This window comes from Vibrio hepatarius (assembly GCF_043642085.1).
GTDB lineage: Bacteria > Pseudomonadota > Gammaproteobacteria > Enterobacterales > Vibrionaceae > Vibrio > Vibrio hepatarius_C.
On the sequence record NZ_JBHZSA010000013.1, the window covers coordinates 1 to 11,659 of the forward strand.

Annotated in this window: 10 protein-coding genes; 3 read left to right on the forward strand and 7 right to left on the reverse strand. The window is 44.5% G+C overall.

Annotated features, from left to right (window positions below; translation table 11 throughout):
- Positions 1-114: 114 nt before the first annotated feature.
- Complete coding sequence (gene xthA, locus ACHUFZ_RS18180; RefSeq protein WP_394128250.1) at positions 115-921, reverse strand: exodeoxyribonuclease III; 807 nt, start codon at positions 919-921, stop codon at positions 115-117.
- A 206-nt stretch (positions 922-1,127) separates the two neighbouring features.
- On the opposite strand from xthA, the gene ACHUFZ_RS18185 reads away from it, so the two are divergent.
- Positions 1,128-3,245 (forward strand): methyl-accepting chemotaxis protein, encoded by a 2,118-nt coding sequence (locus tag ACHUFZ_RS18185; RefSeq protein WP_394128251.1) that lies wholly within the window; start codon positions 1,128-1,130, stop codon positions 3,243-3,245.
- An 81-nt stretch (positions 3,246-3,326) separates the two neighbouring features.
- Here the strand turns inward: ACHUFZ_RS18185 and ACHUFZ_RS18190 are convergent, their stop codons facing one another.
- The 5 genes from ACHUFZ_RS18190 to dinG are packed head-to-tail and all read right to left on the reverse strand — an operon-like array spanning position 3,327 to position 8,060.
- Positions 3,327-4,460, reverse strand: a complete 1,134-nt coding sequence (locus tag ACHUFZ_RS18190) for a ribosomal protein uL16 3-hydroxylase (RefSeq protein WP_394128252.1) — start codon at positions 4,458-4,460, stop codon at positions 3,327-3,329.
- Positions 4,448-4,618, reverse strand: coding sequence for a pleiotropic regulatory protein RsmS (rsmS, locus tag ACHUFZ_RS18195; protein ID WP_134834404.1), 171 nt, complete (start codon positions 4,616-4,618; stop codon positions 4,448-4,450). Before rsmS ends, ACHUFZ_RS18190 begins: the two co-directional genes overlap by 13 nt.
- Positions 4,618-5,166 carry a primosomal replication protein gene (locus ACHUFZ_RS18200; RefSeq protein ID WP_394128253.1) on the reverse strand — a complete coding sequence of 183 codons (549 nt, stop codon included), beginning with the start codon at positions 5,164-5,166 and terminating at the stop codon, positions 4,618-4,620. The genes rsmS and ACHUFZ_RS18200 overlap by 1 nt, the downstream gene beginning before the upstream one ends.
- 10 nt (positions 5,167-5,176) lie before the next feature.
- Positions 5,177-5,956, reverse strand: a complete 780-nt coding sequence (locus ACHUFZ_RS18205) for a sulfite exporter TauE/SafE family protein (protein WP_134834402.1) — start codon at positions 5,954-5,956, stop codon at positions 5,177-5,179.
- A gap of 31 nt (positions 5,957-5,987) precedes the next feature.
- Positions 5,988-8,060, reverse strand: coding sequence for an ATP-dependent DNA helicase DinG (gene dinG / locus ACHUFZ_RS18210; RefSeq protein WP_394128254.1), 2,073 nt, complete (start codon positions 8,058-8,060; stop codon positions 5,988-5,990).
- A 516-nt stretch (positions 8,061-8,576) separates the two neighbouring features.
- Here dinG and ACHUFZ_RS18215 point away from each other — a divergent pair.
- Positions 8,577-9,596, forward strand: a complete 1,020-nt coding sequence (locus ACHUFZ_RS18215) for a porin (protein ID WP_394128255.1) — start codon at positions 8,577-8,579, stop codon at positions 9,594-9,596.
- Positions 9,597-9,662: 66 nt separating this feature from the next.
- Complete coding sequence (locus ACHUFZ_RS18220; protein ID WP_394128256.1) at positions 9,663-10,298, forward strand: DUF2057 family protein; 636 nt, start codon at positions 9,663-9,665, stop codon at positions 10,296-10,298.
- Between the two features lie 65 nt (positions 10,299-10,363).
- On the opposite strand, the gene bioA is transcribed toward ACHUFZ_RS18220, so the two are convergent.
- Positions 10,364-11,641: an adenosylmethionine--8-amino-7-oxononanoate transaminase gene (bioA, locus tag ACHUFZ_RS18225; RefSeq protein ID WP_394128257.1), complete on the reverse strand. Its 1,278-nt coding sequence runs from the start codon at positions 11,639-11,641 to the stop codon at positions 10,364-10,366.
- Between the last annotated feature and the right edge of the window lie 18 nt (positions 11,642-11,659).

An 11,659-nucleotide genomic window follows, 5' to 3' on the forward strand; every position in this document is an offset into this window, starting at 1 on the left:
AATCCCCACTAACTTTGTTAGTGGGGATTATCATACGTCCCGAGGATCATTCAAGTCTCTAAACCGATCGGCATTAAGCAACAATGCTGGCCTTTATCGACTTTGCGTTATCTATTACTTAAACGTTGACCAAATTGGCGCGTGGTCAGACGGTTTCTCAATACCACGTAGTTCGTAGTCGACATCGGACTCAATACACTTCTCTGCCAGTTTTGGCGTTGCAAGTACTACGTCAATGCGCAGGCCGCGGTTGTCTGGGAAGCCTTTAGAACGGTAATCAAACCACGAGAAACGATCGTTTACGTCTGGATGGATCTGACGGAAGGTATCGACAAAACCCCAATCTAGCAGTGTCTTCAACCATTGACGCTCTTCAGGTTGGAAAGAACACTTACCTGTCTTCAACCAACGCTTGCGGTTAGGTTCACCGATACCAATATCGGCATCAATAGGGCTGATGTTAATATCACCCATAACAATCAACTGTTCATCGCTGCTGTGATGATCGTTTAGGTAGGTCATTAGATCTGAATAGAACTGACGCTTGTAAGGGAACTTAGTCTCATGGTTGATGTTATCGCCTTGTGGGAAGTAGCCATTAAGGACGGTCACTTTCTCACCGTTATCATCTTCAAGGGTCACCATGATCATACGCTTTTGATGATCTTCGTTATCGGTAGGGAAACCTTTTTGAACAGAGATAGGCTCTTTCTTACATAGCATAGCCACGCCGTAATGCGCTTTCTGACCATGAAAATAGACTTTATAGCCCATTGCCTCAACGTCTTCGAGCGGGAAGGCTTCGTCGTGAACTTTAATTTCTTGTAGACCAATCACATCTGGCTGATGCTTATCAATAACAGCTTGAAGTTGGTGAAGGCGGGCACGAAGGCCATTTATATTGAAAGAAATTACTTTCATTTCTGTTCCTTAACTATGACTGCTTTATTTTTTATTAGGGCAATACTAGCATCAAAGTTCTGTGGTCGCGAAAGAGAAATGGTCCATCGTTATTGTTAACAATTATTTAATCTTTCGATTGATATCTAACTCATTTATGGTGTAATTGATAACCACTTTTATTCACTAAAAGTCTGAAATCACCGAGTTTGCTAAAAGGATGTAATATGCGAACGTTATCTGTGCAGTGGAAAATCACACTCCTTGCGGGCGCGTGCCTGCTTATCACCTCTCTGTCGTTGATCGGTTTCTCGGTTTACAACGCGATTTCTAATCAGCAACAAATCAAACAACAAAGCTCGGCATCGGTTATCGACAAGTCTGAGCAAATTGTTGAAACTCGCGCGCTGCTTAATGCAACTGAAGTCACCGAGTATCTCAATGAAGCCTTGTATCGAGCTGAAATGTTGGCATCAAGTGCCATGTTCCAAAAGAATCTCAGTGAAGAGAATTTTGGTGACAGTGAAGAACTTCGAATTGCATTGGATGAAATGGTGCGCCGAGCAGTATTAGACTTCGAGAGTATCGAAGGGGCGTATTTAGTGTTTAAGCCGGATATGCTGGATGGTGAAGACAACAACTATGTTGACGCAGAGTATGTTGGCTCGAATGATAAAGGGCGCTTTTCACCTTATTGGATGACGGCGGAAAATGGCGAAAACATAATTTCGAACGTTATCTCAGAAGCGAGCCTATCTGATGCAGTAAACAGTGAACGATTTTATTGCCCACTGGCGTCAGGAGATACGTGTGTCACTACACCACGTGTTATTACTCAAGACGGCGCCACCTTCCTGACTAGCTCAATTTCTGTACCGCTGATGGTCGAAGAGACAGCCATTGGTTTCTTCGGTATCGATCTAAGGCTCGATCCGTTGGCGAGCATTGTTGCTAATTCTGATAAAGAGCTATTTTCGGGCAGCGGGGCGATTAACTTGATCAGCTTAGATGGGTCACTGATCGCAAGCGACGATGCATCGCAGCAAGTTGGTCAGCCATTTAGCAGTAACATTATTTCTAACGATCAACTGACGGATCTGCTTTTTGGTCAAGAAGTGAAAACTCAATGGAGCAAAGATGATGCGTGGTTGAGTGTCTTTGCGCCAATTATGGTAGCAAATCAGACTTGGGGTGTACTATTTGATATGCCACGTTCGAGCGTTTTATCTGATGCCGAAGAACTCGACGCAATTATTAGCCAGCAAGTTGAGTCAAGCGTTCAAACTGAGCTTATTGCCGGTGTTGCTTTGGTTTTCTTAGGGTTAGCGACGATTGCATTTGCGGCTTCTCGTTTGGTTAAACCGATCCGTGAAGTTGCTGCTCGCTTAGAAGATATTGCATCTGGTGAAGGGGACTTAACCCAGCGACTAGAAATTAAATCTCAAGATGAGATCGGTCAGCTATCAATAGGTTTTAATAAGTTCTTAGATAAACTTCAATCAATCATTAGCGATGTGGTCGATACCACACTACAAATTGGGACTACAACCCAGCAATCAAGAGTGGCGGCCCAGCAAACGAGAAGCAGTAGCGACGCGCAATTTAAAGAGGTCGATTTGGTTGCAACGGCGTCTGAAGAGATGACTCAAACCGCAAGCCTTGTGGTGCAAAATGCAGAAGTAGCAGTCAGAGCGGCGGAAAAAGCTAATGAAGTGGCGGCGAGTGGCCAAAACGTGATTGAGCAGTCTCAAGCTGAAATGATTCGACTAGTGGATCGTATGACAGCGGCTGTACCTGTGGTTGAAGAGCTAGCTTCTAACAATGCTAATATCACTGAAATTCTCTCTGTTATTGAGGGAATTTCTGAGCAGACCAACTTACTAGCCTTAAATGCGGCGATTGAAGCGGCTAGGGCAGGTGAGCAAGGACGTGGGTTTGCTGTGGTTGCAGACGAGGTGCGTAATTTAGCAAGTCGTACTCAGGAATCTGTGGGTGAGATTCGTCAGGTGATTGAGAGCGTGCAAAATGGTACGCGAGACGTTGTTCGAGCAATACAAGATGGTAATGATTTAGCCAATGACTCGGCAGCGCAGGTCCAAAATGCAGCTGCAGAGTTAAGCCAGATCTTTGAGGCTATTGCGTCAATCAACGATATGAACTCGCAAATCGTGAAAGCCGCTGAAGAGCAGCAGTCTGTTTCCGCGGAAGTTAACCAGAATGTAAGTAATATTCGCGATTTGAGCGCTCAGATTTTAACCCAAGCGGAAGAGTCTGAGATGGTCAGTTCGCAGATTGGTGAACTCTCTTCTAAGCAGCAATCACTCGTAGATCAGTTTAAAGTCTGACCTTGTGAGTTAGACTACCGAATACGACAAGGGCTTCGAAATATCGAAGCCCTTGTTTGTTTTTATAATGAGCGAGGCAACTTAATCGAAATACCAGTAGCCTTTATTTACAAGCTTCGTGAGTAGAGCGATAGCTTCATTAAGCTCAGAGTCGTTACAACAGTCGATTGCGACTACATCTTGGTCACACAAAGCTTGCGCTAAGTTTGCGTTTGGCACACCGAAGGTTTCCCCATTAATGTAAATAGTGCTTAGTTGGCCTTGATGATAAAGAGCCCGCAACCCAGATACTTTTCTTAGCACCCCGCCTGAACGTAAATATTCGCTCACTTCAACGCTGCGCTGTTCCTCTTCTGGCTCGACAATATCAAGCTGGTGGCGAGACTGGCTCAGCATAGAACCCATAAACGCTTGAATATCTTTTTCCGAGTTCAGTGCCGCTTTTAGCATATCGGTAAGCTTGGCAAGATCTTGGTTGAGTAACTCGCCATTGTTTGTTTGCGTTGACTGCTCTGGATTATGCAGGTGAACGTCACCAACATCATGAGCCAGTACGTAATCGGCAAAGTTGCTCAGTAACTCTTGCTCTTTTGGTGAACGAAAACCGATTGAGTAACTCATGCTAGGTTCTAGCGTGTTACCTTCATGAGGAAAACCTGGTGGAATGTAAAGAATGTCCCCAGGCTCGAGTACTTCATCAATAATAGGTTCAAAGCCTTCAATTTGTCTTAATGCGCCCGCTTGAATGGACTCTTTGTATTGCCCTTTATCGATGTCGCCAACTCGCCAGCGACGCTTGCCACTACCTTGGATGATAAACACATCATATTGATCGATGTGCGGGCCGACGCCACCTTCCGGGGCCGAAAAGCAGACCATCAGATCGTCAAATAACCATTGAGGCAGTTGTTTAAATGCGTCAACCAGTTCAGCAGAGCCTAAATGCCAGTGGTTACAGGCTTGGACTATTAGCTGCCAGTGGGATTCGTCCAACGATTCGAAGTGAGATTCTGGCAGTGGTCCATGCGTCGCTGACCACTGATTGTCTTTATTCGAAATAAAGCGTGAGTCGATCTCTTCTTCCATCGCCAGACCTGCAAGCTCGTCTGGCGAAATCGGATCAATAAAGTCAGTAAATCCAGCTTTGATTACTGTTGGCTTTTTGTGCCAATGCTCAGCCAGAAAAGCGTTCATATCAAAGCTTAGTTGGTACATGGTTGCTCCAGCTTACGCTCAAGATCAGACTGAACGATTTTTAATGCTTCTAGCGCGACTTTTGGATCGACTTCGTTGCTTTCGAATAGATAAATAAGGTCAACGGCGAGTTTGATCTCGTCAGGTGCTTGATCTAAGCCTGAGTTAGATGAAGACATTATTGGTTTCTCTCTCGGTAGGTGATCTGCTTTTCAATTTTAAGCTTGGCTTCTTGGCAGCGCTTGAGACGTTGCTCTGTGGTCAGAAGGTCTTGTTGAGCGGCTTGCTGCTGAAATGGCGGAGCATATTGCAATGCCAGCTCTTTGTCTCGAACCATTTCCATTAAGCGGCGCTCCCAATCTTGGTGTTGGGACAAGTGTTGGTAAAGCTCGTTAATCGGTTTTTGAAAGTAGCTTTTATGCTTAGGTTCGTTCTTGCGAATCTTGGTAGTTGCCAGTTCGCGTTGTATCGCACTGACTTGAGCGAAAAGACGCTCAGTGAGATATTCCGCGCGCATGGTTGTAAGCTTGCCTGCTTCTTCTTCTCTGATGATCGATTGTAGAGTCGATTGGGTCTCTTTCACACATGGGACCAACAGTTTCGCTTTACACCGGAAAAGTCTCTCGTCAAAAAGTGCAAGGTGGTGCTCGCCTCGTTGCCTGTCGAGGCCAGCGGCTTGAACTGCAAGCTCTTCTAGTGTTGATTTAAGCTGGTGTATTTTGCTCATGGACGACGCCTTACAAGTTTACAAACCATGCTTCATAAGCAAGTTTTACCGCGAGAATGCTGACTACAGTAACAAAGACTGGGCGAATAAACTTAGCACCAAACTTAATTGCTGAGTGAGCGCCGACAAACGCTCCTGCCATTAAGCAAACGCCCATCGTTAAGCCTAGCACCCAATCAATGTGGCCTAAAATGGCAAAGGTAACTAAAGAGGTAAAGTTACTGGTAAAGTTCATCGCCTTTGCTAGGCCCGATGCCAGCAAAATATTGAGCCGATACAGTGCCATTGAACTTACGGTCCAAAATGCTCCGGTTCCTGGACCTGCAACACCATCATAAAAGCCAAGGGTTAAACCTTGGGCATACTGTTTTTTCTTAATCGTTGGACATGGATCCGGTGTTTCGTTGTTCACCTGATTTGGTGTTTTATGCCAAATGGTGTAGATCGCCGCTGCGAGGATCACAAGCGGCAAAATCTTTTCTAGCCACTGGGTGCTGATTAGGTCGACAAACAAGGTACCTAAAATTGCCCCGGTTAAGGTGGCGACAAAAGCGCGTCCCCAACACTCAGGTTTAAACAACTTCTTGCGATAATAGGTGAATGCCGCCGTCGAGGAGGCAAAGGTTGCTGCAAGTTTGTTTGTACCTAAGGCAATATGCGGCGGTAGGCCTAATGACAATAGGGTAGGGACAGTGAGCATTCCGCCTCCACCAGCTACCGCATCGATAAATCCAGCGAGAAAAGCGACAAGTGCCAACACCAACAACATGGTCGGCTCTAAAAATTCCATATAATGATTCTTCTTATATATAGGGCGAAGATTATTCTATTACTCGTTTAAATGGCGGCAGCGAGTCGAGTAGAGCACTACCATAGCGCTTGGTCACCACACGGCGATCAAGGATGATGACTTTACCAGAATCTCGTTCTTTTCGCAGCAACCGACCCACTGACTGAATGAGCTTTTTGCTCGCTTCCGGAACCGTGATCTGCATGAAAGGGTTGCCACCTCGATTTTCGATATATTCAGCGTGAGCTCTCTCAACTGGTGATGTAGGAACTGCGAAAGGAATCTTGGTTATGATTAGATTCTCAAGCAGTTCACCTGGCAAGTCGAGTCCTTCAGAAAAGCTCCCTGTTCCAAAAAGGATGCTGGTTTTCTGGCATTGAACAAGGGTTTTATGTTTTTTTAGGATCTCTGAGCGAGATTTTTGCCCTTGAACTTGTAATGCACAGCCTTTTTTAACGAAATCTGTTGAGAGCGCTTCTGCAACTTGATTCATTTGCCAATAGGATGAGAATAAAACTAAGTTGGCCTTCTTGTCTTCAATTAGGTTAGGCAATCTTTCAATAAGATATTCCGTAAACTGCGGTGCTTGTGGCTCGTACTTCATTTTCGGAACATGAAGTTCAGCTTGGTTTTGATAGTCAAACGGCGAAGCGAGCGCCAAGAAACGTACACCATCATCGGGCTTTTCACTGATCCCGGCTTGACGACAGAAAAAGCTGAATGAATTTAACGCTCTCATTGTTGCTGAAGTAAGCACTGCACCAACGCAGCGACTCCAGAGCTGTTGGTCTAGTTGCCAGCCCACCTCAAGTGGGGAAACATTGACGATAAAGTCACCTTCTCGCTCTGGGCTGACTTCAAGCCAGCGCGCTAGGGGCGCACCTTTCTCTCGTGTCGGCTCGGCCATTAGATTCCATACTTGTGCGAGGTTGTCCATACGTTGGATATAGAAGCCAAGTTCAGCCAAAGCAGGTTCGGCCAACCTATTCGCTAGTTCTCCATCTTTCACTCTTTCTGCAATCAAGTCAGCAATCTTTGCGACCGCTTGAGCGCCTTTTTGCGACAGCTTCTTTAGTTCTTTCGATTCTTCTTCTAACCAACTGGGCAGTTTACCATTTTCGAATCGATAGATGTTCTCTTCAAAATGTGCCGGGTCAAAGCGTGTTGCTAACTGAGATAAAGAGGGAATCAACTGTTGTACCGAGTCTTGCAACTCATTACGAAAACGAGAGACGCGCTTTTCATCGGCCATGTTGGCAAACTTGGTCACCGATTGATTGAGTCTTTCTAACCAGGTTGCAGCCCCTTTTAAGCTAGCGGCCGCCGATGAGTGGTCGCGTGCCACATGAGGAAGGTGATGCGCTTCATCAAAAACATAAATCGTATTTTCTGGCTCTGGCAGTATAACGCCACCGCCAAGGTCAGCGTCTGCCATCACTAGACTATGGTTTGCAATAATCACATCTGTTTTATCTAGCTCTGAGCGTGCTTTTTGAAAAGGACAGTCGCGATGCGCAGGCATACTGTTATTGCAGCTATGCTTATCACTGACAATGAGCTGCCATATTTCATCTTTGATAGGTTTAGGCCACGAGTCTCTGTCACCATCCCACTTACCTTGGGTTAAGGACTTATACATAGTCTCCAGTAGCTCAATGTCTTTTTTCTTTGGCTTAGTTTCAAACATCGCCAGCTGGCCACCATCAACGCCGCTAGCAGAGGCAAGTTTTTCAGCGCAGCAATAACGCTGACGTCCTTTTGCCAATATAAAAGAGAACTCGCGATCCGTTAGTCTTCTATATAGAGGGAGATCTTTATTGACCAACTGCTCTTGCAGCGCAACTGTTGCAGTAGAGATGACGACTTTGCGATTATTGAGCACAGCAACCGGAATAACCGCCATTAAATAAGAAAGAGATTTACCGATTCCGGTCCCAGCTTCAGCAACAATCATGCGGGTAGATTTGTGATATTCGCCACAAAGTGTCTTGGCGATTTCCGCAACGAGATAATTCTGTGCTCGACGGGGTACAAAGTTTTCTAGCTGTGACTGTAGGTTTTGATAACTTGTGCGAATGGATTGCTGGATTTTACTGGTAATCATACTGTGACCTATATGGCGGGTCACGCATCATAGCACACTTTGCTAAACACTACTCAGTTCACGAAATAGAATCCTTAATAGCCAAATGTGGATCTTGTTCACAAAAAAAAACTGAACCTTCAATTACTTACAATTAATTCTAAATGTAAAAAATATATCCCGCTACATATGGGTGCCTTCTAGTTTAAAATATTGCCAATGGTTACTTTTATTGGTTGTATTGGGATTTTGTTCTGAAATTGTGTTTTAGGATTAACTTAAGCAAGGACGCTGGAATGTTATGAAGTTGCTCGTATTTTATCCTGAATTTGATGTAAACCTTTGTTATTTAATGATTTTATGTTTTTTTAGTATTGTTTTTTAGAACATTTGACAGTCCGAATAATCTTTTGCAATCTAGACCTCGAAATTTAGTGGCGATGATATCCAACCCAAAAGAGGTCAGAATCATCATCAAAAAACATAAAGGGAACCGGGCAAGGATCTCCCATTCTATAGAAAAGGCAGTGGATTATTATGAAAAAGACTCTAGTAGCTCTAGCTATTCTAGCAGCAGGTTCAGCAAACGCATTTGAACTATACAACCAAGACGGTACTTCTGTAGCAATTAAAGGTGAAGTAGACCTTTACGTTAAGAGCGACGAAGCTAAACCTGAAGGTGGCGAGAAGTCTAAGCAAGACGCACACGTATACACTTGGGCATACACTCAGTTTGATTTTGAGCACGCTCTAAACGATTCAGTAGCTGTTTTCGGTTCTTTCGAAATTGAAGGCGACGGTAACAGCAGCGCTGCATTCGATGATGTAGTTGGTGGTTTCAAAGGTAACTTTGGTAAACTATCTATCGGTGAAACTGGTTCATCTTACGGTGCACTTGAAAAAGCTGAAGTTTCAAACGAGCAAGCTGAATTTGACGTAGTTTACAACTCTTCTGAGTCTGCAGGTAAAGGTATCCGTTTCGAAACAACTGTTGCTGAAAACCTAGCGCTATCTGCTGACGTTCAAACTCGTGCAGACGAAAATGATGATGCAAACTTTGCTGTTTCTGCTGATTACTCTACAGATGCATTCTCTGTTGCTGTAGCTTACATGGATTCAGGCGACCAAGGCCTAGCTTCTGACGCTGACTACGTTAAAGGCGGTTCAGCTTACGGTATCTCAGCATCTCTAGATGTTGTTGAAAACCTATACCTAGCTGCGACTTTCACTAGCTACGAAGGTCAAGGTAACGTAGGTGTATCTGGCGGTAACAACGATAACGTTGAAATCGAACTAGGTAACCACGAAGGTACTTCTATGGGTCTAGCTGCTGCTTACACTATCGATAAAGCACGTATCTACACAGCTTACCACCAAATTGATGCTGATAAAGACATGGCTGGTAACAAGCTAGACGCTAAAGCTACTAACTACTACGTAGGTGTTGACTACGCACTACACTCAAACGTAACTACGTACGTTGAATACGGTTCAGTAGACGTTGACACTCAAGGTGAGTACTCTAATGTAATCGCTGGTATGTACATCGCATTCTAATCAGCTTTACTAAGTTATCATCTAAGCCAGTGCATCGCACTGGCTTTTTTTTTAGAGGAGTAGTTTATGAAATACGCAGTTCTGGCACTTGCTTTGTCTGTTTTTTCGGCTAGTAGTTATGCCAGTTTGGTCGAGTTAGCGCAGGGGGTGGAAATTCACGCAGTTAATGGTGAGAAAGTGAAGAACGCAGAAGATATTCACTTAGTTCAAGGGCAAAATCAGTTAGTATTGAGTTTTGGCGGAAAGCTAATTGATGGTGGAAAAAAAGAGCATTATTCAGCTCCACCATATGTTGTTGTCGCGGATTTAAGCTCAGCAAATGAGACAGAAATAACGTTGAACTCCAAACGCCTTTCAACGATCACCAAGAGCGTTAAATCTGGTTTGCCAATCTTTGAAATCACTCAAGAGGGGGCGGATATGCCAACTTCTCAAGAGATATTACCACCGGATGATACATTTTTACCTTATGCGAATATTGAAAAATTAGTTAAAGAGTATAACCAAGAGCGTGGTTTAATATTCGAATCAGGGACCATTCGTGAACTTAAGAAAGAGCTCGACCAACTAGATAGCAACCAAGTACCTAATGCAGAGGTTAAAGCTGAAAGTGAAGCTTCGCTGCAGCTCAAAATTTGGTATACGCGTGCTAGTACTGAAGAGAAACAAGAATTCCGCCGTTGGATGATTGATCAAGAATAATCATCGCTGACAGCAATTAAAAAAAGGCTTCCTATATGGAAGCCTTTTGCGTTTTTGTATTGCTACTACTGGAAGCAGTTTGGATCTTGCAATGCGGTTTCGATAGCGCCCACTAGCTTCTCTACATGTTCTGCTTCGCTAATAAACGGTGGCATCATGTAAATTAGTTTACCAAATGGGCGAATCCACACGCCTTGTTCGACAAAGTGCGCTTGGATGTTTTCCATATTGACGGGGGATTTAGTTTCAACCACGCCAATCGCGCCTAGCCAACGTACATCATCAACTAAGTCATATTGTTTTAGCTTTGGTAGTAATTCTGAAAATAGGCTCTCTATCTGTTTAGTCTGAGTCTGCCAATTATTTTCTTCGAGCAGTTCCATACTCGCTGTAGCAACTGCACATGCCAATGGGTTCCCCATAAAGGTTGGTCCGTGCATAAAGCAGCCTGCGTCCCCACCACACACGGTGTGCGCGACTTCACTAGAGGCTAATGTCGCAGATAGCGTCATATACCCACTGGTAAGCGCTTTACCTACGCATAATATATCGGGCTGAATCTCAGCATGCTCACATGCGAACATCTTACCTGTACGGCCAAACCCTGTCGCAATTTCATCTAGGATCAATAGCACCCCATATTGATCGCACAGATCCCTTACCCCTTTAAGGAAATTGGGATGGTAGATACGCATACCGCCAGCGCCTTGTACGATAGGCTCTAAGATCACTGCGGCTATTTCCGTATGATGCTCAGCCAGCTTGTGCTTAAAGTCATCAAGATCAGAATCATCCCACTTTTGCCAGTAACCAGTCCTAGGTGATTGGGCAAAGATATGCTCAGGCAGAAACCCTTTGTATAAAGAGTGCATCGAGTTGTCAGGATCAGTGACCGACATCGCCGCAAAGGTGTCGCCGTGGTAACCGTCTCTCAAGGTAAGAAACTTGGGTCTTGATTGCCCTTTAGCATGCCAGTATTGCAAGGCCATCTTTAAACTTACTTCAACAGCGACCGAGCCTGAGTCGGCCAAAAAAACATGTTGAAGATTATTTGGTGTGAGTGAGAGCAGCTTCTTACACAAGTTAATCGCTGGTTCATGAGTAATGCCACCAAACATTACATGAGAAACTTTGTCGATTTGACTGTGAGCCGCTTGATTGAGGTGTGGGTGGTTGTAACCATGAATCGCTGACCACCATGAGGACATCCCATCGATAAGCTGTTTACCATCTTCCAACTCAAGCATTACTCCTTTAGCCGAGCTTACTGGATAGCAGGTCAGAGGTGTTAACGTAGATGTGTAAGGATGCCATATATGACGGCGATCGAAAGCGAGATCCATGTTCAATTCCTAAAATTA

Bases quoted from the DNA above. Each gene is read 5' to 3' on its own strand.
- xthA (WP_394128250.1), bottom strand. From the start codon at position 921: ATGAAAGTAATTTCTTTCAATATAAATGGCCTTCGTGCCCGCCTTCAC.
- ACHUFZ_RS18185 (WP_394128251.1), top strand. From the start codon at position 1,128: ATGCGAACGTTATCTGTGCAGTGGAAAATCACACTCCTTGCGGGCGCG.
- ACHUFZ_RS18190 (WP_394128252.1), bottom strand. From the start codon at position 4,460: ATGTACCAACTAAGCTTTGATATGAACGCTTTTCTGGCTGAGCATTGG.
- rsmS (WP_134834404.1), bottom strand. From the start codon at position 4,618: ATGTCTTCATCTAACTCAGGCTTAGATCAAGCACCTGACGAGATCAAA.
- ACHUFZ_RS18200 (WP_394128253.1), bottom strand. From the start codon at position 5,166: ATGAGCAAAATACACCAGCTTAAATCAACACTAGAAGAGCTTGCAGTT.
- ACHUFZ_RS18205 (WP_134834402.1), bottom strand. From the start codon at position 5,956: ATGGAATTTTTAGAGCCGACCATGTTGTTGGTGTTGGCACTTGTCGCT.
- dinG (WP_394128254.1), bottom strand. From the start codon at position 8,060: ATGATTACCAGTAAAATCCAGCAATCCATTCGCACAAGTTATCAAAAC.
- ACHUFZ_RS18215 (WP_394128255.1), top strand. From the start codon at position 8,577: ATGAAAAAGACTCTAGTAGCTCTAGCTATTCTAGCAGCAGGTTCAGCA.
- ACHUFZ_RS18220 (WP_394128256.1), top strand. From the start codon at position 9,663: ATGAAATACGCAGTTCTGGCACTTGCTTTGTCTGTTTTTTCGGCTAGT.
- bioA (WP_394128257.1), bottom strand. From the start codon at position 11,641: ATGGATCTCGCTTTCGATCGCCGTCATATATGGCATCCTTACACATCT.